The organism is uncultured Ruminococcus sp. (assembly GCF_946415235.1).
Taxonomy (GTDB): domain Bacteria; phylum Bacillota; class Clostridia; order Oscillospirales; family Ruminococcaceae; genus Ruminococcus.
The window spans coordinates 18,865-42,521 of record NZ_CAMKRR010000019.1 but is presented as its reverse complement, the minus strand read 5'-3'; the positions used below and the strand labels follow the sequence as shown (position 1 = coordinate 42,521).

Annotated in this window: 13 protein-coding genes; 6 read left to right on the top strand and 7 right to left on the bottom strand. The window is 45.5% G+C overall.

Annotated features, from left to right (window positions below; genetic code table 11):
• Positions 1–328: 328 nt before the first annotated feature.
• Positions 329–397, top strand: a complete 69-nt coding sequence (locus Q0R37_RS15630) for a GGGtGRT protein (protein ID WP_227945356.1) — start codon at positions 329–331, stop codon at positions 395–397.
• 115 nt (positions 398–512) lie between these two features.
• A complete protein-coding gene (locus Q0R37_RS06210) occupies positions 513–1,571 on the top strand; it encodes an alpha/beta fold hydrolase (RefSeq protein WP_294752506.1) in 1,059 nt (352 codons plus the stop codon).
• A 195-nt stretch (positions 1,572–1,766) separates the two neighbouring features.
• Here Q0R37_RS06210 and Q0R37_RS06205 read toward each other — a convergent pair whose 3' ends face one another.
• The 7 genes from Q0R37_RS06205 to Q0R37_RS06175 all read right to left on the bottom strand — a co-directional run bounded on the left by Q0R37_RS06205 (position 1,767) and on the right by Q0R37_RS06175 (position 21,401).
• Complete coding sequence (locus Q0R37_RS06205) at positions 1,767–3,902, bottom strand: transglutaminase domain-containing protein (RefSeq protein WP_294752504.1); 2,136 nt, start codon at positions 3,900–3,902, stop codon at positions 1,767–1,769.
• Between the two features lie 227 nt (positions 3,903–4,129).
• On the bottom strand, positions 4,130–6,574 hold the full coding sequence (locus tag Q0R37_RS06200) for a glycoside hydrolase family 44 protein (RefSeq protein ID WP_294752503.1): 2,445 nt from the start codon (positions 6,572–6,574) through the stop codon (positions 4,130–4,132).
• A 69-nt stretch (positions 6,575–6,643) separates the two neighbouring features.
• A complete protein-coding gene (locus tag Q0R37_RS06195; RefSeq protein WP_294752501.1) occupies positions 6,644–7,540 on the bottom strand; it encodes a helix-turn-helix transcriptional regulator in 897 nt (298 codons plus the stop codon).
• A 249-nt stretch (positions 7,541–7,789) separates the two neighbouring features.
• On the bottom strand, positions 7,790–8,227 hold the full coding sequence (locus tag Q0R37_RS06190; protein WP_294752499.1) for a class D sortase: 438 nt from the start codon (positions 8,225–8,227) through the stop codon (positions 7,790–7,792).
• Positions 8,228–8,306: 79 nt separating this feature from the next.
• A complete protein-coding gene (locus tag Q0R37_RS06185) occupies positions 8,307–16,298 on the bottom strand; it encodes a leucine-rich repeat domain-containing protein (RefSeq protein ID WP_294752497.1) in 7,992 nt (2,663 codons plus the stop codon).
• Positions 16,299–16,663: 365 nt separating this feature from the next.
• Positions 16,664–18,751 carry an EAL domain-containing protein gene (locus Q0R37_RS06180; protein ID WP_294752495.1) on the bottom strand — a complete coding sequence of 696 codons (2,088 nt, stop codon included), beginning with the start codon at positions 18,749–18,751 and terminating at the stop codon, positions 16,664–16,666.
• Positions 18,752–18,935: 184 nt separating this feature from the next.
• Positions 18,936–21,401, bottom strand: a complete 2,466-nt coding sequence (locus tag Q0R37_RS06175; RefSeq protein WP_294752493.1) for a leucine-rich repeat protein — start codon at positions 21,399–21,401, stop codon at positions 18,936–18,938.
• Between the two features lie 213 nt (positions 21,402–21,614).
• Here Q0R37_RS06175 and Q0R37_RS06170 point away from each other — a divergent pair, with 213 nt between their 5' ends.
• The 4 genes from Q0R37_RS06170 to Q0R37_RS06155 all read left to right on the top strand — a co-directional run bounded on the left by Q0R37_RS06170 (position 21,615) and on the right by Q0R37_RS06155 (position 23,627).
• Positions 21,615–22,418 (top strand): hypothetical protein, encoded by an 804-nt coding sequence (locus Q0R37_RS06170; RefSeq protein ID WP_294752492.1) that lies wholly within the window; start codon positions 21,615–21,617, stop codon positions 22,416–22,418.
• A gap of 176 nt (positions 22,419–22,594) precedes the next feature.
• Positions 22,595–23,035, top strand: coding sequence for a hypothetical protein (locus Q0R37_RS06165; RefSeq protein WP_294752508.1), 441 nt, complete (start codon positions 22,595–22,597; stop codon positions 23,033–23,035).
• 32 nt (positions 23,036–23,067) lie between these two features.
• The gene (locus tag Q0R37_RS06160) at positions 23,068–23,259 is read left to right on the top strand and encodes a hypothetical protein (RefSeq protein ID WP_294752491.1); all 192 of its coding nucleotides are present in this window, start codon (positions 23,068–23,070) and stop codon (positions 23,257–23,259) included.
• 2 nt (positions 23,260–23,261) lie between these two features.
• Positions 23,262–23,627, top strand: coding sequence for a C-GCAxxG-C-C family protein (locus Q0R37_RS06155; RefSeq protein WP_294752490.1), 366 nt, complete (start codon positions 23,262–23,264; stop codon positions 23,625–23,627).
• Positions 23,628–23,657 lie beyond the last annotated feature (30 nt).

Here is a 23,657-nt window from a genome sequence, read left to right as displayed (position 1 = left end):
TGGAGGATGTTTTCAAATAATCTGACCGTCGTTCAGGACCACACCTGAGCGACGTATTTTTTTATAAAGAATGCTGCCTAATACTTGAAAATTATTCCGTTATCTGTTATAATAGAAAAAAGCATATAACTCGTTTTGCTCAAAGTACAGCTGGTTATAGTAAGCTTGTTTTGTCACCCATTTGTCACCCTAAATTGAAAAATACTAAGTTCTGACACATATTTCAAAAGGTCAATAAGAATTTGTATTTGCGAAAATACGGCTATTTTTCGACAATTATACGCAACACAACGCAATGCTGTGGAATCCGCAGATCGGCTATACATGAATGGGCAACAACCCCATGGTTGGTGCAACAGTTGCTTGTGCAGTTGCTGTTGAAGAGGCTATGAAGTAATTAATTAAAGAATATATTAAAATGGCAGCAAGTCATGAACTTGCTGCCATTTTTTATATCAATCTTGCAAATCGTAAAAATAAATGCTATAATGTAGAAAAAACAGGGGGATATTATGAAAAAAGTACTGAAAAGAACGGCGATAGTGCTCGTTATACTGCTTATCATCGCATTTGCGGCGGGATATTGCTTAACTGCGTCGGAAATGAAAAAGAACTTCGGGCGCGGGGACTATCCCGACCCGAAGATCACGCTGACGTGGTTTTACGATCACTACGAGAACGACTATCCCCGCGAAGAGGTAAGCTTCAGATCCGGGGAGAACACGCTTAAAGGCTTTCTTTACGGCATGGACAACAAAAAGGGGCTTATCGTCTTTTCACACGGTATCGGAGGCGGCCACGAGTACTATCTCGGACTCATTACCCGTCTTGTCGACTGCGGCTGGAGCATTTTCGCCTTTGACTGTACGGGAAGCGGATGCAGCGAGGGCGAGGGCACAAAAGGTCTTGCCCAGTCGGTGATAGACCTTGACAAAGCTCTTGATTTCGCGGAAAGCGACAGCCGTATCAAGGATATGGACAAGTACGTTCTCGGTCACAGCTGGGGCGGATATGCAGCTGCGGCAGTGCTCAACTTTGACCACGATATTAAGGCAAGCATATCCATGTCGGGCTATAATACGCCTTTTGCGAAGCTTGCCGAGAGCTGCGACAGCTCCTACGGCATGGCGGGAAAGCTGCTCTATCCGCTGGTATGGCTGTATAATAAGGCAGAGTTCGGCAGGAACTCCTCATGGTCTGCTGTGGACGGCATTAACAAGTCAGGGATTCCTGTTCTTGTGATACACGGCGAGAATGACGAGGTAATACAGTACAGCGGCTCTTCGGTAATAGCGCAGAAGGATAAGATAACAAATCCCAAGGCGGAATTCCGAACACTTTCCGAGAAGGACAGAAGCGGTCACAGTTCAATATTCTATACTGCCGAATACGCGGAATATAAGGAAAAGGTGTATATTCCCGCGGCAAATGAGCTCAACGCCAAGTACGATAATGATATACCGCATGACGAGCTTGTGAAGTTTGTCGAGTCGCTTGACGACGAGCTGTATAACGGCTTTAATCCCGAGATGATCGCCCTTATTGACGAATTTTTTGAAAAAGCTGCATAAACAGTGCAGAACTGAATGAGAAGTACGGCACTTCTACGGAAGTATATGGTTATTTATCGGGGAAACCCTTTCCGCAGGAATGGTCCCTCTGACAGAAGGTAACACCTTTGTCAGAGGGACCATTTTTTATTTTTCCTCATTAATATTTATAAGCTTCCTTATATATATACCATACCTTTAAGTACGTGGACTTTATTATACAGGAAGCGATTTCACAAGCTTCAGCAGGTACTTCTGTATAGCAAGGGCGTCATTTGAGGTTATTCCGTTTCCGCTGCCCTCAACATCGCCGTCAGCTATTCCCTGCATTGTGATATGTGTCGGATCAGAGCCGTTCAGACCGTATTTGTTCGGATTTGCAAGGACCTGCATTATAAGTACTGCGTCCGACATATCAACAAAACCGTCTCCGTTTGCATCACCTGCACGTTTCTGCTTGGGTTTGGCAGTTGTAGTTGTTGTAGTTTTAGTGGTAGTTGTGGTCGGCTTTGTTGTAGTCGTTTTTGATGTAGTTGTTGTGGTTTTCGTGGTAGTTGTGGTGGGTTTTGATGTAGTTGTCGTGGTTTTCGTGGTAGTTGTAGTAGGCTTTGTTGTAGTTGTCGTGGTTTTCGTGGTAGTTGTGGTCGGTTTTGATGTAGTTGTAGTGGTTTTCTTGGCAGTTGTGGTCGGTTTTGATGTAGTTGTCGTGGTTTTCGTGGTAGTTGTGGTCGGTTTTGATGTAGTTGTCGTGGTTTTTGTGGTAGTTGTGGTCGGTTTTGATGTAGTCGTTGTGGTTTTCGTGGTAGTTGTGGTCGGTTTTGATGTAGTTGTCGTGGTTTTCGTGGTAGTTGTGGTCAGCTTTGTTGTAGTTGTCGTGGTTTTCGTGGTAGTTGTAGTCGTTTTTGATGTGGTTGACGTTGTTTTTGTGGTAGTTGTAGTAGTCGTAGTCGAAGCAGTTGTTGTAACAGTAGGAACTGCATTTATATTAGCCTCCAGCACCGAAACTGCAACGCCTGAATATTTTATTGCCGCATTGCCTTTATTGTCAACGTGGTCATACTCGGTAGCAAGTCCGTAATACATGGTATTTCCGTCAGAATACATACCGTAGATATATCCTGTGTTCTTTTCAGCCTCCGTAAGCTCATAGGCTTTTTCTTTTTTGCCGTTATACAGCGCATAAACAGCTGTGGGAGTTGTATAGTATATCACGCCGTTCACTACCTCGGAGACTGTAAAGGACTCTGTCCAGTAAGCACGTGGATTTTCCCATACATACCATACCGAATCGGGAGAACCGATAGTCACCAGCGTCTTAACAGACGCTTCCTTATGAGCTGCTCCGTCATATTTTACCAGTTCTGCCGTCACACTTCCCGGTTTGCCCTTTATAACGATCCAGCCGCCGTCATAGGGCTTTACGGCTGCACGTGAGTCGTTCCAGAATGCATCGCTGAATGTATCGGGCACATCAAGGCTGTAAAGGTTACGTCCGAAAACATCCTGCCAGTCACTGGTATCGTGATTTTCCGATGCGATCTCGGAGGCAGTTTTCATGAAATTGCTGTGCTTTACTATGCCGCTGTAGCCGCAGTAGCTGTCGTCCCATGCAACATCCACGAAATATCGGCCTCCGTCTATGTTGACTATGTTCCACGCATGAGAGAGCGAATCGCTCGTAACAAGCTCGGTGTGTATGCCGAGCCTGTTCATCAGCTTTGCATAAAGCTCCGAATAGCCCTCGCATACAGCCATTCCGTTTTTCAGCATACCGTATGCGCTGTACTGTTCCCTGTCGGGACGTGTAACAGCTCCGTAATAAGCAGGATAATCGTAATCGAACTTTACAGACAGATAATCGTGTAGATACAGGGCTTTTTCCTCGTCAGACCAGCTCCCGTCAACTCCCGAGAGGATATCATCCAGCCTCCGGCTGTAAGCCGCGTACTGCTCATTATACTCGTCACCTTCGTACAGATATGACAGCTTTATGATACTTCTGCTCGGGATATAGTTTATCGTGCCTTTTTTGGCAAGTATACCCACATCATAGCAGGCTGCAACGTGTCTGTATATATTTATCAGGTCATTTTCGTTCCTTCTGTTCATACTCACTCCGCGTGCACTGAAATCGACCTGATCGGCACGGTCGCAAAGCGCCTCGTATGACGCCTCGGCAGCTTTTTTCGTCTGCTCGGCACTCAGGCTGCCGACTGCACCTATATATGAAAAATCGGGCATTGATGGAATTACGTATTCAGCAGTTACAATATCTTCCGGAATAAATTGCAGTATCATAAATAATGATACTGCTGCTGCCGCAGCTTTTTTTGTCCGTTGCTTGCCTGTCATATCCATCACCCTTTCAAATTTGACATTTTATAGAAATAATTAATATATTTCTTTCAACACGCTATCCTATAATTGTATCATACCACAATAATAATATTATTTCAATTGATATCATGCATGAAAAAAACGTAAAATATGTATGCAAATTCACGGACAAAAAAGGACTCCGACAAGTGGTGACCACTTATTGGAGTCCTTTTAAGAGAGGGATTGGTATTATTGCAAGATCATTCCTTGATCTCACTTGGAAGTGACTTGATCACATTCAGCTTGTAAAGCTGTATTGCAAGGGCATCATTCGTCGTAACGCCGTCGCCTGCGTTGCAGCAGTCTGCGTTTGCAAGTCCCCTGTCTGTAATGTGACGCTCGTCTGTGCCGCTGATACCGTACTTGTTTGGATTTGCAAGCGACTGCATGATAAGCACAGCATCTGCAAGGTCAATGATACCGTCACAGTTAGCGTCGCCGTAAACGGGCTTTTCGCCGCTGTCTGTAGTTGTGGAGGAAGTTATTGTGCTTGTGACCGATGAGGTGACTGTTGTGCCTGTTGTTGTAGTAGTTGTTGTCGATACTTCGGGAGCTTCGCCCTGAGCGTACTCATATACTACCTGTATGCTTGAGTATTTCACCTCTATCTTGTCCTCGGCGGCAGCTTCGCTCTTTTCGGAAGCGTCCCACCATTTCTGGAGCTCTACCTTGCCGTCGGCAATAGTTGCTTCCAGTTCCTCCGAGACCTTGTCTGCACCCTCGCCCGTTGTTTTTGTGAGCGTACCGTCAAACTTTACCGAGGCAGATACCTTGTCACCAAGGGTAAGGCTGTAATCCTTATAGGTCCAGAAGCCTACGCCGTCCTTTGATACTGCGTTCATGCATACCGCACAGCCTGCTGTTCCCCAGCTTGAACCTGCGCTCGATGTTACGGAACCGTTTATAACTATCTTTGAGAGGTGCTTTGCGTCCTCGATAGGTACTACAACGTAGCCCTTGTCATTTGTGAGAGACTCTATATCTGTGAATTCCTTTGTGACTGTATCCTTCTTTGTCTCGGCGTAGGTCTTTAGTCCTTCAAATGCATCTGCCTTGTCGGAAACAACTACCATAGCTGCCGAGAATGCGGGGAGCTCCACATTCACCTTATTGTCCTTTACATTCTTTATGATATCAATGAGCTTGATCTGCTCCTCACTGCCAAAAACAGCATATACAGCTGCGGACTTGTACTCCTTTTCGGCGTTTTTAAGGTCGATAACAGCATTTTCGCTGCTTGTCTGATCCTTGTTCGTAACCATTACAGTTACCCTTGAATCGTCCTTTGCGTTTACAGCCGCATATGTGCTCGATTTCGCAACGTCCTCGGAAGAAGCGGGTACGAGAGTATCTCCGAAGCAGCCGCCATTGCCGTCATAGTTGGTATAGAGGTTTATACCTGCCATTATGAATGGCTCACCGCCCCATAATGAGGCGAAATACACGCCCTGATCCGCATAGCAGCCCAGTGCCTCAGCCTGCGCGATAGTTCCCGATGCATCGCTTCCGCCGCCGAAATTGTACTCGGAAATGGCAAGCTTTGTGCCGGGATAGTATTTGTCTATGGAAGCCTTTACAGTAGGAAGTATCGGCACATTCTCCATGCACCACTGTCCTATCCAGCTGTTTTCGGCGAAGCCTTCCTCATAAAGTGTGCGGACTGACTGTAATCTGTCGTCAATGCCCTTTCTTGCCGATTCGGAATAATAGTGTATATCAAGAACATCAAGGAGCCTTGTGCCGCTTTCCTCTGAAGCCTTTTTCATCTGATCGAGGTAGCAGTCAAGATACCAGTGATAATTGTTTTCCTTCTTTATATTTTCCCATTCGTCGTGAGCATCGTCATCATCAAGGTGATCGAAGGCTGTATAGCCGTAAAGTGCAGGTCCGAAAACCTCCGCCTTAGGGTCGAGCTTCTTGACCGCCTTTGCCATTTCTATGGACTTTGTGCTGAGCTCCTCGATAGTTACAGGCTCGGGGTGCATCCTGCTGTGGGTATCGTTCCAGAGAACAGGCTCATTGTCAAGGCTGTAGCCCTGTATACCTGTCTCGGACTGTGAGTCGCCAAGCTTATTGATGATATAGTTCACATACTCGTCCATGTATACTACTCCGTCCGTAAGGTCGGGAGTATCCGCAAACGGAGCGTCCTTTGTGAGCACTACCTTGTTCCAGCGGTCTGAGGGAGCTGTTTCAGCTTCGGATACGGGACCGTCCTTATCGGCAGCCACATAGCCTGCAAGCTGTAATGTTGTCAGCTTATAGCCCACATTGTACTTTGCAGCGTCCTTTGAGAGCACCTGTACACAGTCTGCGGGATCGTCGGACTCGGAAAGGTTGGTGTCCGAGCTGTGCTTCCAGTCAGAGCCCGCGTTTGAAGCGTTTGTCTCCCAGTTATAGGCCGTCATGCGGTTTCCGCCCTGACGAACGGCTGTTGCCCTGACGTCCTTTAGAGGTGAGGTGTACTGGTTCACGCCGTAGATAAGTGGGGATATCTCCTTGCGCCCACCCTTTAGGTCTACCGTGATATTCATGTCATAGCCGTCTGCCGCCATTGCGCGGTCGTTTGTCACGCCGTTCATGGGCGCAGTCACTGCACAGCCCGATACAACACAGGCTGCAATAAATGCTGCTGTTCTTTTCATGTTTTTACCTCCGTTTTTCCCGCCGTAATGCCTCCGACGGATATATTTAACAGCTTTTGCTGTTATTTTCTACAGTTCTCCTTCTCCCCACCACGGCACCTGAGGAACTACCTCGTCCTGTTCGCCGTTCTCGCGTCTGAACGCTCCCTGCGACCATTCCTCAACATTGGGATCCATGTACTTTATATAGTTGGTAATGGTCTTTGCAAGGACAAGTATCAGCGTCAGCGGTATCTGGTGAGTATAGCCGTAAAGTATGACAGGCCGTTCGGAAATATCTGCGGAAACTCTCCATACAAGTCCGAACCTGTCAAACCTGTCGATTATATGCTGGACCTTTTCGGGAGATATCCCCAGCTTGTCGGATATCATCGCCGCCGAGAACATCTTGTTCCTTACACTTGCGCCGAGATAGCTTATTATGCTGATAGCGTCATCGTCCGCAAGGGTATTGAAAAGGCGTATCATATTCGTGGTATCGCCAAAGTAGGAATTGACACCGTTTTCGGGGATCTCCAGAAAACAGAAGTACCTAAGATCCCTGCTTATCCGTGACAGTGCCAGTTCACGGTCGGTCTTAAGCCCTGCGTAGGTTTCGTGCTCGTAGCTTTCGCGGAGCTTTGCAACGGTGTCGTTATTTGGATTACAGGCACAGAGGGCGGTATACATTATCCTCATGAACTTTTCGGAGCGATCATCGGGAAGTGTCGCTCTCATTTCATCGTCAACAAGCTGCTCTATGTCTCTTTCACTGCTCATGACCTTTACGCCGAAAAGAGAATCAAGGGAGGTATTCAGTTCCTTAGCGAGCTGTGGGAGCAATTCACCGTCGGGATAGCTGGAATTCTCCCACTTTGAGACCGCCTGCGGAGAAACATTCAGGCGAGCCGCAAGTTGTTCCTGGGTTAGCCCGAGGGCTTTTCGGCGCTTTGCAAGATTCATTCTGAAAACGCTGTTTTTGTCCATGATGCACCGCCTTTCCTCTGTGCTTTCTACAATTACATTCTACCACAACATTTGGTTGAGTTCAAGCGAATAATAATAGATTTTTTGCAACCATTGGTTGAATATGTAATAACAATCATTTAAAACACAGATCATTGCTGTTATATTTCTTTAAAAATACAAATATGGGTTAATTTTCATGCATTTTCGCTTTTCAGGCTCATAAATGCAAAAATAACGGCTCGGTTTAAACCGAGCCGCTGTGATATTTTATTTCAGGATCCCTACGACTATCTGCCGCTGAGTGCCGTCATCGGTACAGGTCACTATCGTCACCCTGTTGTCGCCGAAATCGTTAAGTATCCACGTTTCGTCGGGTTCAACGATAAAGCTGTCGCTGATAATATAGCTGTAGCTATTCTTGTCCTTGTCATAAAGCTTTATTTCCATGCCTGTTTTCGCTTTTTTGAGATCGTTGAAGTACTCCTTATATATCGTACTGCTGTGTCCCGCAATACAATAATTTCCTTTTCCCAAATCGCCGCTTCCAATGAAATGACCTGCCGCTCTGGCAAGCACCTCTTTATCTGTTCCTTCTAATACAGGAGCTTTTATATTCAGATCAGCGATCTCAATAACGGGGTTTTCGCGCATGAGCTTATGCCTGAGGTACTCTCTGTACAGCTTCCTGCCGCCAAAAAATCCCAAAATACCGGTCCCGATCAGTATCGCAGCGAGCCCTGTTATGAACAGAGCCCATTGCTTTTTGGTCGGTTTTTCTTTTTGTTTACTCCTCATTTTTTACGCGGCGTCTGAGTATGCCCGAAAGCATTGCTGCTGCTATACCAAATCCGATAAGTGCAAATGCACCTAAAACGATAAGTATGTTTCTTACGGAATTGTTTCCTGTCTGAGGAAGTGAGATAACTTCATCTGCTGAATTTGTTGCATCTCCCGTAACAGGATCAACGGTATATGTATCGAGCACATTGCCTGCATTATCCTTGAGGATTATCTCGCGCTGACCGTCAGGTGTGATATTCAGCTCAACATCGTCAACACGTATAGCAGTTCTGTCCTGATAGTCGGTGACTGCCCATTTTACGAGCTCGGCATCTGACGCGATATTAGCAGCTGTTGTCGTTGTGACTGCTTCCGTTGTTGATACAGCAGTTGTTGTCGTTGAAGCCTCATCTGTTGTTGTGGATACGTCTGCTGTAGTAGTTGTGTCAGAACCTGAAACTGTAGTTGTTGATGATGTTGTCGTAGATGTAGGTTCTGTTGTAGTTGTAGTAGTAGTTGTTGTAGATGTGGGTTCTGTTGTAGTTGTAGTAGTTGTTGTTGTAGATGTGGGTTCTGTTGTAGTTGTTGAAGTTGTTGTAGATGTAGGTTCTGTTGTAGTTATAGTAGTTGTTGTTGTAGATGTGGGTTCTGTTGTAGTTGTAGTAGTTGTTGTTGTAGATGTGGGTTCTGTTGTAGTTGCTGAAGTTGTTGTAGTTGTTGTGGTGGTTGCAGTAGTTGTTGTTACAGTTGTTGTGGTCGTTGTTTCGGGAACAAGAGGACCGTTTCCGCTGAGATCATAGCTGCGTCCGCTGAGATCGGTCACCTTGCCCTTTGCAATAAGCTTGCAGCCGTCCTTTACTGTGATGTCGGCGTTATCTGCTATGAGTACGTCAACATATTCGGGTATAGTCACGTCAGCTGTTACATTGATCTTGCCGAACAGTGTGAGCTCTGTGCTCTCTCCTGCCTTTACAGCATCGTCAACTGCAACTCTGATATCGGCATATGCTTCTGTGCTGCTGAGCATTGCTACTGCCTCATGATGGATAGGACAGCAGTCTGTGAGTTCTCCGCATACATCGCATACACGTACTGCAAAGCCTGCCTGTGAGCCCTTGGGAGTGTGAAGCACTTCAAATCTGCCTGTTGATACGCACTGGTGCGATGCAATGCTGCGTATCTTCTGCTCTTCTCTTGTGCCGTCTTCGTACTCGATAACGAGCTTACCGCTTACGCCGTCCTTAAGAGCCTGTATCCTGATGATGTCCTCATCGCCTGTTATTGCCAGCATACCATCTTCGCCCACTGTATTGCCGTTGATGTCTGTGAGCTCAAATGCATTGCCTGTTACAGAGGAGGCTGCTGCGGAAGGTGCTCCGCTGCGTGTATCTATCTCGACGAAAAGACCTTTTATCTTTTTGCCGTGATTGTCAACATACATATAGAAGTCGTTGACTATTGACAGCGCACCTAAGATACCGTGCTTTTTATTGAAATAATTTTCAAGTGCTGTATTGACCTGATCCTCATCTGTAGCATCAATATTGAAGATAAAGTCATTTCTGAACTGTTCAAGATCGTTTGAAGACCTTGTCGGTCCGTTGAAGATATCTCTCAGTCTGTTCCTTGCAGTATCCGTAAGGATATGTGCTCTGCTGCCTGTGGGCGCATTGGAATTGTCTATAATGACATCATAATCAATAGGTGTCTGAGAGCCTGAAAAGTTGACATCTACGCTCTTTAAAACGTGCTCTGTGGGGAGCTCGCTGAAGTACTCTGCAAATTCCATATTAACAAGAGCGTCATTGAGCAGAGCAGGATTTGCGGATATCGCATCGAACAGTGTCATCATCTTTGCATCGAGCATTTCTGCCGATATGTACTGCTCATATACAGACTTCCAGAGATCCTTTATGCTGATCTCCAGTGTTGCTGCATTAGATCTGCCCGGTAATAACTCGGGTACTCTCAATTCGTATCCGCCCTTTGACTGATGAAGTGTGCTCTTAGTAGTGCTTGTTTCTACTCCGGCTGCTATTCCGCCTATGGGAGTACCTACTCCTGCTTCATAAGTTTCCTTGAGAGTTGCATTTGATATCTGTCTTAAGCTTGTAACGAGCAGATCAAGATCGTAGATAGGTCTGTCTGTCTTGTTTTCAATGCTTATAGCCATTACATAATCCTTCCTGAAGTATGAATACTTGGGAAGTGTTATGTGCATCTTGACAGAATCTGTTGTGTAAACGCGGAGCTTTTCCTTTGTGCTGAATTCATACTCACAAAGCTGACCGTTGCTGTATCCGCTGAACAGAGCCTTAAGATCATACTCGCCTGCCTTGTCTCCGCGGAGATACCAGTGTGCTGTTCTTAAGTCATTGGGTGCCATATCGCTGATGCTCTGTGTCTGATCGCCCTTTACAAGAGTGAGTCCGTCAGGGATATCGAGCGCTGCCTTGCAGTTTGTAAGAGTATTTGTTCCCCTATTGATAACGAGAAGCTGTACATCGTAGAATTCCTTGAGCCATCTGCAGCTTCCGTCCACGAACATATACATTTCCTCATCAACAGTCTCCTCGTGGTATACATATACTCCGAGGCTGGGGATGTATGTCCCTCTTGAAACGCCTGCGTCGCTGGGTATTTCATAGATACGTCCGTCTTCGTCTTCAAAGCTGATATTGCTGTAAAGCTGTGCTCCTGTTGAGCTGTAGATAAGCTCTCTCTGGATAACAACTCCTGCTGAGTCATACTCAGCGTCGATCTTGAACTTGAAGCTGTTGTAGTTCTCCTCACCGCTAAGGTCTATGCCTGTATTCAGGATCTCTTCCTTAGTCATGGGAGTTACAGTGAGCTCGCCCTTTACAGGGGGGATCGTTGTAATTATAGTAGTAGTTGTTGTCGTCGTTGTTGTAGTAGGAGATGTGGTTGTAGTGGTAGGCTTGGTTGTTGTGGTGGTCGTTGTAGTTGTTGTAGTAGTTGTAGTCGTAGTTGTAGTTGTCGGTTTCGTTGTTGTAGTTGTCGGTTTCGTGGTTGTGGTCGTTGTAGTTGTTGTGGTGGTCGTTGTAGTCGTAGTTGTAGTGGTGGTTGTTGTGGTTGTTGTAGTTGTGGTGGTTGTAGTAGTCGTTGTAGGTGTTGTAGTCGTAGTGGAAGATGTTGTAGTAGTTGTAGGTGTTGTAGTTGTAGAAGAAGATGTTGTAGTAGTTGTAGGTGTTGTGGTCGTAGAAGAAGATGTTGTAGTAGTTGTAGGTGTTGTAGTTGTGGAAGAAGATGTAGTAGTCGTTGTAGGTGTTGTGGTCGTAGAAGAAGATGTTGTAGTCGTTGTGGTGGTGGTTGTAGTCGAAGAAGTTGTCGAAGATGTTGTTGTCGTTGTCTCTTCAACAGTAACTTCGATACAGAGCTCACCTTCAGAATTTACTGAGAGTGTTCCGTTTGCCTTGATAGTCGGCAGGATATCCTTGAGCACTGATGCGGAAACATACTTGCCAAGGCCGTTTGTGAGCACGCCCGAAGCTTCTGCATAGATGCTTGTATCTGCACCTGTGATCGCGCCTGTGATATTTACGGGCTTTTCTTCAGGTACATATATACCGCCGAGCTTGCCTGTTATGCTGATATTGCCGCTGAGGTTCAATGCACCGCTTCCTAAGCACATTATACCGTATTTCTCTTCACTTGCCAGCTTGCCGCCGGAGATATTAACATTGCAGGCTGAAGTTGAACCGTAAACAGCAGGGCCGTAATTTGATGTTATCTCTGTTCCTGTGATGTTAAGATTGCCTGCAAAGTTGCCTGCCATCCATACAGCAGATCCTGCTTCGAGACCGATATTCTTGCTGCTGCCCTTGAAGGTCATCTTACCGCCTGCAAGATTTATAGTTCCTTCATTGGTTCTTATGGAAAGTGCATTGTTGTAATAGCCGATGACCTCTCCTCCGAAGAAATCAAAGTCTCCGCTGTTGATCCTTATGGTCGCATAACCCGTGCTCTTATCATAGCCGTAGAATGTACCGCCATAGATAGTGAGCTTGTTCTGTGAAGTGATAAGATTGCCTACCTGTGTGCTTATTACAGCACCCTTCTTGTCAGCCGAGCTGTCTCTGAAAGTAACATTGCTGTTTCCGCCGCAGTTGATCGAAGAAGCTTTGATAGTATGACCGTTGAGGTCAAGATCAAGCATACCGTTTATTGATACAGAGCCTGTGAGCTCTACATCGCAGTCAAGCTTGTATACGCCGCCTGCGGGGAGGCTGTCTGTCTTTGTCCACAGTCTGCCTTCGCTTTCAACGAACTTGATATTGTGCTCCTTTGCGAATGTCTCCGCAGCAGAGCCCTTGAAGCCGTAGATAGTATCTATCTTGCTTCCGCTGAAAGCATTTGAATTGATATTTGTAACATTTCCGGGGATATAAATTGATGTGAATGTTGTTCCATAGAACGATTCGCTGCCTATGGATCTTACGTAATCGGGGATATCAACGCCCTTGAGCTTTGCACAGTTATAGAAAGTTCTGCCTGATATCGCCGTAACAGAACTCGGAAGAGTTACCGACTCAAGCTCCGTACACTCCCTGAACAGTGAGCTTGTATCAAGAGATGTCACTGTTTCGGGGATAACGACAGACTTGAGACCTGTACCCCAGAATGCATCATATCCGATCGTTGTTACAGTTTCGGGTATCTCTATCTCTGTAAGAGAAGAACAGTTCTGGAATGCAAATGCAGTGATTTTTTCAAGTCCCTCATTCAGCTTTATGGATTTCAGGCTCTTTGCATTCTGGAATGCGCCATTGCCTATTATCTTGACATTAGCAGGTACCTCAACGGATTCAAGGTCAGATTCTCCAAATACTGCTGAATCGAGCTGTTCAAGAGAAGGAGGAAGCTTTATTGTTTTAATGCTGCTGCCATAGAAAGCGCTGTTGCCGATAGTCTTGACAGTATCGGGGATGTCAACGCTTGTAAGCGATTTACAGTTTGAGAATGCACGTACAGATATAGCTGTTACCGACTTGGGTATCACTATCTCTGTCAGGCCCGAGCCTGAGAAAACATCCGAGCCAAGGCTCGTTACCGTCTCGGGAAGCTCTATTGTTTTAAGAGCGGTGCAGTTTGAGAAAGCACCTTTGCCGATAGTTTCGACCTTTGCGGGAAGCTTTACGGATGTAAGATTCTTAGCGTAATTGAAGGTATAGTCAGGAATAGCCTTGATGGCGTCATCACAAACTATGGTCTCAACATTTGAATCAACAAATGCATTAGTGCAGCTCGTCAGAGAAGCGGGAAGCTTTACTTCCTTTATGCCGCTGGCTCTGAACGCATGATCGTCTATAGTTGCTACGCCAGCGGGGATATCAATGCTTGTGAGAGCAATACAGTTATTGAACGCATATTCTCCGATACTTGTTACTGTCTCGGGAATATCAACGCTTTCAAGCACCACACAATTACTGAACGCATTATTCGGTAAGGCTGTAAGCTTTGAAGGAAGCTTTACCGATTTCATCTTGTCCGCATAAGAATATGCATAATCGGGAAGTTCTGTCAGACTGTCATCATAATTGATCGTCTCAATATTTGAACTATAAAAAGCATAGCCGCTCAGCTTTTTCAGAGACTTAGGCATTGTAAGCTCTTTTATTCCGCTGAAGGTGAATGCATACTCATCTATAGTCTCAAGTCCTTCAGGCAGCTCAAGAGCCGTCAGGGATTTACAGTTATAAAATGCATAAGGGCCGATGCTTGTGACCGTATCGGGGATATTGACACTTTCAAGAGCTGTACAGTTATTGAAAGCGCCGTTTGAGATATTGGTCAGCTTAGACGGCAGCTTGACCGTTTTAAGGCTGCTGGCGCCCGAGAAGATACCGTTCGGAAGAACTGTTACAGACTCGGGGACCTCAACAGCTGTGATCTTTGAGCCTGAAAAGGCATTAGCCTTTATCTCTTCTATCTTTTCAGGGAGAGTAAGAGATGTCATAGCGCAGTTCTGGAACGCATAAGCTCCTATGCTTGTTACTGTCGAGGGGATCTCAACATCTGCGAGCTTGCTGCATCCGCTGAACATATAATCAGGTATGGCAGTAAGCTTTGAAGGGAGCTTTACGCTGCTGATAACGCTGTTTCCGCGGAACATCCCCTCAGGCAGCTCGGTAAATCTTTCCGGAACCTCAATTGACTCTATCTTTGAATTTGAAAAGACATTTTTTGAAAGAGTTGTTATGGAATCGGGGATCGCAAATTCCTTTATTCCGCAGTTGTAGAATATTTCAGAGCCTAATTCCGTTACTGTCTCGGGAACTTCAAGACCTGTAAGCGATGAGCAGTTGTAGAACGCACGGTTCGGGATAGCGGTAAGCTTTGAAGGGAGCTTTACTGTCTTCATTTTTGTAGCGCCCGAATATGCGTTTTCGGGAAGCGACTCATTATCATCGGGATAGTTTATGGTCTCGATATTTGAGCTTCCGAATGCATTTGCTTCAACTGTTGTTACAGAAGCGGGGATATTAAGCTCCTTTATCTTTGTAGACTCAAAAGCCCATCTTCCTATGTAATTAAGCGTATCTGGAAGCTCTAAGCTGCTGAGTAAAGTACAATAATAGAAAACATTGTACGAAATTGTTTCAAGCTTTGAAGAAAGCTTTACTGTTTCAAGCTGTCTGCAGCTCGCAAATGCATATCCGTCAAGCGTGACAACGCTGTCGGGGATATTAACGGATTTAAGAGCTGTGGCATTGAAAGCGTTATTACCGATCTTCGTTACGGTTTCTGGTATCTCTATTTCAGTGAGAGAATTGCCGCTGACACACATATACGAAGGGATCTCTTTCAGTCCCTTGGGGAGCTTGACCTCTGCAAGCGATCCGCAGTTCGCAAACGCATATGTACCGATGGTCTCAACGCTGTCAGGGATAGTTACCGACTCAAGATTTTTACACCAGTTGCAAAGACTGGTTGGAAGCGAGGTGATCTTGGACGGAAGAGTAATGCTCTTGATATCCGCATCATAGAACGCATTTTCTCCGATAGATGTCACACTGTCGGGAAACTCCACCGATTCAAAGGAAGAATCCCTGAAAGCATTTGCTCCTACAGATGTTACTGTATCGGGTATAACTATTGACTTGGCAAGAGTGTTGTAAAATGCGTATGCAGCAATATCGGTAACCTTCTGACCGCTTATCTCGGACTGGATAACTACCTTTTCAGCCTCATAATCGCAGTATGCGACCTCAGCGTGATCCTTGTATACGGCATATGTGACCGAATCCTTCCTTACAATTTCAAAAGGTCTTTCGGCAGTTGAAGTATTTGCAGCCGAATCGGGATCAATAAGGATATATCCGTCATAAGGTGTATCCTTAAGGTATTTGTCGCTGCTCACATCAGCTGTCTTCGGTTTCTTGTTGTACTCTGTGTTGACAGTATCCGAGCCTCCTGTATGCATATATGTCGGGTAATCTTTCGTATCACAGATGTTGAAGTAGAAAATATCACCGGGCTGTGCATAAGCAGGAACAGTGACCTCCATTGTTGCAAAGGTTCCGTTCTTGCCGTTGCCGTTTGCCTGAATACGGAAACTTCGTCTCGTCGTTGAAGCAGCAATACTGGTTACCGTAAAATTTGTTGTCGTTTTTCCGTCGCTTGTAAGACCTGTTACGTTGCCGAAAGTCAGACGTCCATCACATAACACAACAATATCAGCGTAAGAATAATATTTAACATCGTCGCTGATATTCTTGTCGTTGATGTAGATATTCATTTTCACCTTGGTACCCGCAGCTGACGCAGGCACTTTCAAAGCGTCCATGGACAAAACGGGATCGGCAGTGATCTTTTCGCTGTCCGCTCCGACATCAGCCAGAACAACAGGCTGTGAGATATCCACAGCCGCCGCATTTACAGGCATAGTGCCTATAAGCTGACCTGTTGCCACAGAAGCTGCCGCCAGCAGTGATATCGCTTTTCGGGTCGATCTTCTGAGAATTTTCTGAATCAATTTAAATTCCTCCTTTTCTGTAGATGCAAATGTTCAACTAAAATGAACACAAGCTCATACCGTGACCTATGATGTGTACAGATCTGTCACATTTCTCCGTCTTTTTCAGGCTGATCTTTCACCACCCTTGTTAACGATTTATATTGCATAATAAAATATAACAACATATTATAAATTATATCGCACTTTATACAACAAGTCAACATATTTATTGCTCTAATTTCCTTTTTTGTGCTATTTGTTAATAAAATAACGCTTACATTGCTTTTATTTCTATACTTTTTCAAATACGCCAAATAAGTAAAAAACTGCCCGTTCCGCAGCAAGTCCTCTGACTTTCGCCGCAAAACAGGCAGTATTCATTTTTATCCTTCAACAATTACGGTATCTGTTCCGTTCAGTGTGAACACGAACTTTCCGTGCTCAGACATTATATTTTCACGCTTCACGCATTGCTCTGCCTTTATGGCTGAATTCAGCACAACGTGAGTATTCGCGCCCTTCTGTTTTATGGTCGTATCTCCCGTAAATCCGCCGATACCCACAGACTGATTTCCTTCTACGGTCAGCCTTATGGCAGCCTGTTCAAAATAAATATCGCTTTTTCCCTCAAGAGCCGCCACAGCCGAACAGCACTCGCCCTTTACATTCACAAAGCAGCTTGCTTCATGCAGGGACAGCTTCGAGCTTTCTCCGTCAAGAGTTCCTATACCGACAAGCTCGACCCCCGACATGAATATCTTCGCGGAAGTCTTGTATATGCTTATCTCGTTGCTCCTTCCGATAGTACCTATTGCCGTTCCGCGGGCAGTGGTCATTTCCATGCCGATATCGCAGTCATGTATTATCATTTCTGTGGAAGCATAAAGAGCTCCTATGCCTACGGCAACATCTCCCTGAAGATTTATGCGGTACTGTCCCGCGTTTATCCTGATGATACCGCCGTTTCCCGAGCCTATGGCAATGCCTGTCTGTCCGTGGGAATTAACGGTAAGTCTGCCCGACTGCTCAAAAATCAGCTCACCATGCAGCAGCCCGACACCGTTGCCGATGCCGTAGTACTCCTTATCATCAAGATTTATTTCGAGCCTTCCCTCACCTGCAAGCCTGAACCTTGAGGACTCGGGAACTCTTATGCCGCCCATATCGAGCTTATTATCGCCCACAAGCACCACAGTAACGTCGTTTTCCTCACCGATATCTATGCACGGCTTGTTCTTTATGCTCGTGAGCCAGGCGTTTTCAAGGATTATCTTACCGCAGAAGCCCTTCCGCGTTTCAACGCGTATCTGCGAATCCACGTTGGGATCGCCCTCAACAGTGACATCGCCGCTGCCGTTTGCCCCAACTACGATGCACTTTATTCCCGAAGGCAAAAGCCTGTCAAGAATGATGCGCTCCGCACAGTCCGCAAGATATACCTGCTGTCCGATACCCTCCTCACGCTCCTGATGATAGCGCTTTATGAGCTGCTTGATATCATTGGGTATGGACTCGATTATCTCGGGCGCAGGTCTTGCTGTAAAATAGCCCTGTATAAGGTCAGCTCCGAGGAGTATCACTGTATGGAGCTCATCTGCTGTTTCAACTCCCTCAGCGAGGGCAAGTATATCATTATCGTGGCAGAACTGTATTATCTCCCTTACGAAATGGCGTTTTTTCGGATTTGTATGTATCTCATGGAGCAGTGAACGGTCTATCTTTACGAAATTCGGCATATACCTCAGGAGATTTCCCACATTTGAATATCCCGAACCGTAATCGTCGATAGCCATTTTTACTCCCATATTCCTGTAGCGTTCCTTGAGCGCCTCAAGGCTCTCATCGTCTATCTCGGACTGCTCTGTCATCTCGACCACAGCCGTATCAGCGTGTTTAAGCAGCATTTTTGTGACGCGTCTGTAGTCCTCCGCCTCCAGCCTTGCCTCGGGGATACTGTTTATAAATACATATTTCCCAAGAAATTCGCTTTTCTTCACATCTATGATACCGAGCACATTAAGGAATGTTCCGCGCTCTATATCGGGAAGCCTGTTTACAAGCCCCGCATATTTCAGGATATGCAGCGGCGTCAGCTTCATGGTGCTCTTAGGTCTCATAAGAGCTTCATATGAAAATATCTCTCCGTCCGTGGTATTGACAATGGGCTGAAAGTAATAATCGAACTCATTTTCATCTATTATACGCTCGGTCTCTTCGAGCTCAGCTCTCTCATCATCTGTAAGCGTCATAAGCTTGTGATTGACTATACCGCTGTAATTCCTGCACCGCAGCAGCATTTCCGCAATACTGTCCGCATCTTTCAGTATAAGCCCTTCTGTTTCCCCTGTATATTCTCTGCGATACCTCTCGATCAGCTCAGAGCGCTCCTCGTCCGTAGAGAGCTTTAATATATCTTCTAACAGCCTGTGTATCCAGGATATGCCAAGTTCATTCCTGTGCTGCTGTTCCATATGCTCTCCCCCCTGTCTGAAAGCAATAAACATTTTCTATATTATACCACTTTTGATGATATTTTTCAAGCATTTTAACCAAAAATTCATAAATTCAGTTAAAAATGCAATATAAGCTTCCGCACAAAGTCTGAACACAAAAAAGTAACCGCCTGACGGCGGTTACTGCATAAACCTTTTTATATCACAGGCTCTTCACTATACCGAGAAGGAACTGCTGTATCTTAAGAGCATCATTTGAAGTAAGTCCGGCAGCATCCGTATCAACATCGCCATTTTTTGCTCCCTGCTCTGTAAGAGCTTTTTCATCGGAGCCGCCTATGCCGTACTTGTTCGGATTTGCCAGTGCCTGCATGATAAGGACTGCGTCTGCCATATCAACAGTATCGTCACAGTTCACGTCGCCTGCTTTGGCTTTAGTCTCCGCACTCTTTTCAGCGAACCTGATGCCCTGCTCTTTGGCAAATGTCTCGGCATAAGAGCCCTTGACGCCATATATCGTTTCAATTTTGCTGTGCCAGAAAGCGTCCGCCGCTATCTTTGTCACGCTTTCAGGGATATACAGCGAGCTCAGCGGAGTTTCCGCAAAAGCATTGCTCTGTATTTCTGTGACTGATACGGGGATATCCACTTCCGCAAGCGAATTGCAGCTGTAAAACATATCTTCTGTTATGACCTTCAGACCTGACGGCAGCTTTACCGTTTTTATGTCCGAGCCTTCAAAAAGCTTATCAGGCAGCTCCGTGATACTGTCTGGTATCGTAACAGATGTCAGATGTGAACACGAAAAAGCACCTTCTTCTAAAGTGTTTACAGTATCGGGGATGACCAGCTCCTTTACACCGCAGCCGCTGAAAGCGTATCTGCCAATACTCGTTACAGTTTCGGGAATATCAACGCTTGATAATAAAGCGCATCTGTCGAAGCAGAAATCAGGTATTGCAGTAAGCTTTGAAGGGAGCTTTACAGTTTTCATTTTTTCCGCTCCCGAGTAAGCATTATCGGGGAGGGTATCAAGCTCGTCAGCGTAATTGATCGTGTTTATACCTGAGTACAGAAAGGCATTTTCTTCTATTTCGGTTACAGACGCAGGGATATCTATCTTCGTTATCCGCGTCTCTCCGAAAACATCACTTGCAATGCTTTTAAGTGTATCGGGCAACTCAATGCTTTTAAGCAGCAGGCATCTGTTGAAAGCGCAGTCTCCGATGCTTTCAAGTCCCGAGGGAAGGAATACGTGCTCGAGAGCCGCGCAGTCAGCGAAAGCAAAGCTGCCGATCTTCTTAACGCCTTCGGGTATCCTTGCAGTAGTAATGGCTGTATATTCAAATGCAGCATTTCCTATAGCCGTTACCCCAGAAGGTATCTCTATCTCCGTAAGGCACCTGCATTCCTCACACATTCCTGTGCTTATCTCCTTAAGCGTACTCGGAAGCTTCAGCTCTGACAGAGATCTGCAGGCCCTGAACACATTCCTGCCTACAGTCTCAATGCCTTCATGGAGCACAGCACTTTTCAGCTTGGAGTCTTCAAATACACATTCTCCTATATTCACAAGGCTTCCCGGGAGCTCAATGCTTTCCAGCGGCGTCCATGTAAAGGCAAAGCTGCCGATAGATGTGACAGAGTCGGGAAGCTCAAGCGAAGCAAGCTTTGAGTTGGCAAAGGCATGGTCACCGATGGAAGTGACTGTGTCAGGTATCTCTACAGAAGTGATATTTGTTCCCGCGAACGCATAATCAGCAATCGCAGTTACCTTTTTTCCGTTTATCTCGGGCTTTATAACAGCCTTATCCGCTTCATACTGACAGAAAATTACCTCGGCATGATCCTCGTATACATCATATTCGAGCTCATCCTCCGAAACAGTCACATATTTCTCTTCTGTCTGCGGATTATCGGATTCCGACTCGGGATCAATAAGGATATATCCGTCATAAGGAGTATCCTTAAGATACTTGTCATCACTTGTATCGGCAGTTTTAAGAGGTTTATCGTTCTCGCCGGCAATATCGTCGGTCTCGGGTATGCTTACCTTTGTTATATTGCCGCCTGCGTCACATATATTGAAATAATAGAGCGTTCCCGGCTGTGCATCCTTCGGTATCTCAACTTCGATAACAGCAAATGTACCGTTTGCACCAAGGCCTTTTTCGGAATAAAACCTGAGGGTACGCTTGTGTTTGGCGTTTATATACATTTCCCCCTGGAGACCTATGCCTTTTGTTCCGTCTTTCATTCCGTTCCTGAATCCACAATACTGAAGTCGTCTGTCAATGTCAATATACACATCAGGCTGCTGATAATACTTACTGCTGCCCATATTATCGTCATTTATGTAAACATTTACCTTTACTCTGCTTCCTGCGGCAGATGCGGGGAGCACTATTTTATCAACCGACAGGCAGGGCTCTGCCCTGAGCTTTTCAGACTTATCCGTTTCATCTGCTTTTTCGGACTGAGCTTCATCTGTTTCAGCTGCTTTTTCAGGCTGTGCTTCATCCGTTTCAGTCACTATTGCAGACTGCGGCTCTTCTGTTTCTGCCGCATTTGCAGGCATAACAGCCGAAAACTGACAAGCCGCAACAGAAAGTGAAGCGATAAGTGCTGCTGCTTTTTTGACCTTACTGTTGATGGATCTTCGTTTCATTATAACCTCTCCTTTTGTTTTAATATCACACGTTGCATAATTTTCATAAGGTATCATATATATTATATCGTTATTTTAGCCTATAGTCAATACAATTTTTACATTCTTATTCTTCGGCATAAACAGGCATGGCTCCTTGACATTTCAGCTCGGCAGTGGTATAATGATAGCGTTTGATATAACGTATATCTTTATATGAAAGTGGGCGTCAGTATGAAGGATAAAAGCTTAAAAAAGAAGAAGCTGCCAAAGGTGCTTCTGACGATAGTTCTTATAATAGGAGCAGCCGCAGGATTTATAGCCTTTAATGCTTCAAGGAACATGAAGGTCATGAACAGGACTCTTGAGTCGGGAATGAAAGCTCTCTCTGAATATGCCGAGGTCACACCTGTTGATGCAGGCGATTTTGAACAGATAAAAATGTACGGATTTATGAAGTTCAATGTTTCTCAGTATGATGTCAGGGATCTGGGCAACCTTTCTGTCATGACGGTGAATATGGGCTTTATGCAGATGGTATCCTACGTCATCACACCTTATGAAAAGAATATGCCGCTTATGTCAATGGACTTCATGTATATACTCGGAAAACGAAAGGCTTATGCTGAGTTTTACGACCTTGTTCCCGACAGGACAGACGGCAGTTATACAGACGTGCTTGACGCACTGAAGGGATTTGAGGACAGATACAGCAGCCTTGAAGATATCGCTGCTTCTCCCGCATGGTATGACGATCTTATGACAGTAGTTCTTCACAAGGCGGGAAAGCGTTCGGACGATGAAAAACTGGAAGAGATGTTCTGCGACGCTGTCCGCACTTACATGGAAAAGGCTGATGAGCTTGATGAGCTTTCAGCTGCGGAAAAGGCAGAAAAGCTCGAGCTTACTCAGCAGTACTCCGATAACCTCATAACAAAAGGCGGAGTTTCCACCGATGTATTCAAAAAAGCTCTCGGCGAAGATACGACCAAGGAGTTCTTTGACAAGGTGTTCTTCGGAACAGAGCGCAGAAAATAAAACCTGTCCAAACAGGACTGCAAAGCGTGAAAATATAAGCAGATCAAGATATCCTATGCGGCTCGCTTCGGTGAGCCGCTGTTTTTTGTCAGTATCGTCTTGATGAATTGAAAGTATTATGGTATAATGGTATGGTACGAAAAAGATCGCAAGGAGGTCATAAAGCTTTGGGACATATGATAAGAGCGGTCATCGGAAAAGAAAATGTCATACGATCAATAACAGAACGCCGTGCATATGCCGAAATGGTAAGCCTTCCGCAGAGCTATGCCCTCATATTTCTGAATGACAGCCTGTTCGATGATATAGAAGAAACAGTTGATATGAAGAATACCTGCCAATATCCGAATCTGTACTTCCTTACAGATTCAGTCATCTGCTTTCTGAAAGAACATTCAGCGGGAGCGCAGCTCATTTATATCGAGACCGATTACTTCGGCGGACATGGAACGCAGGCAGGAGCGTTCTTTGAAAACGGCGAAATGAAATACGGTCCTGCGGACGGAAACGGTACCGTCAATCATTTGTTAAAGCTGTTAGGCGTTAAGAGGCACTTGTTAAAAGATGAATTCGACACTCTCGGATTATACCGATACAGTAACATGGATCAAGAGTAAAGGAATTAATGATAAACATACGGAGGATAGCAATGAAGTTCGAAATACTTAAAATATACGAGGACGACTACGGCTGCGAGGGCATTCCCGATAACGAGGAGCTCATGTGCACGGTTGCTCTCCGCGGTGAAAACGGCATTGAAAAAAACATAAGGCTGTCAGACAGCTTTATCACGGAAAATTTATTAAAGACCGGCAGCTATCTGCTGCTTGAGGAGGTTTAAACATGGCAGAAAAAGCAAACAAGGCTATCGAAAATCACAAGAACTTTTACAGCTGTTCGGCAGCAGTACTATGCGCTTTTGCGGACGAAATAGGACTAAGTGAAAATGATGCAAAGGCAGCGGCTGCTCCTTTTGCAGGCGGAAGAATGGGAAAATGCGGAGCTGTTCTCGCTTCCGAGTACATACTCTCGAAAAAATATCCCGATAGAGCTCAGCAGCTCATAAGCGAGTTTGAAAGTGAATTCACAGGCATGAACCGATCCGTTATGTGCCGCGAATTAAAGGGAGCTCTCACAGGCAGTCCGCTGCGCTCATGCCGCGGATGTGTCACCGACGCTGCCGAGATACTCGAAAAGATGTGCAAATAAAAAAACTGAGGAATGAATATCATTCCTCAG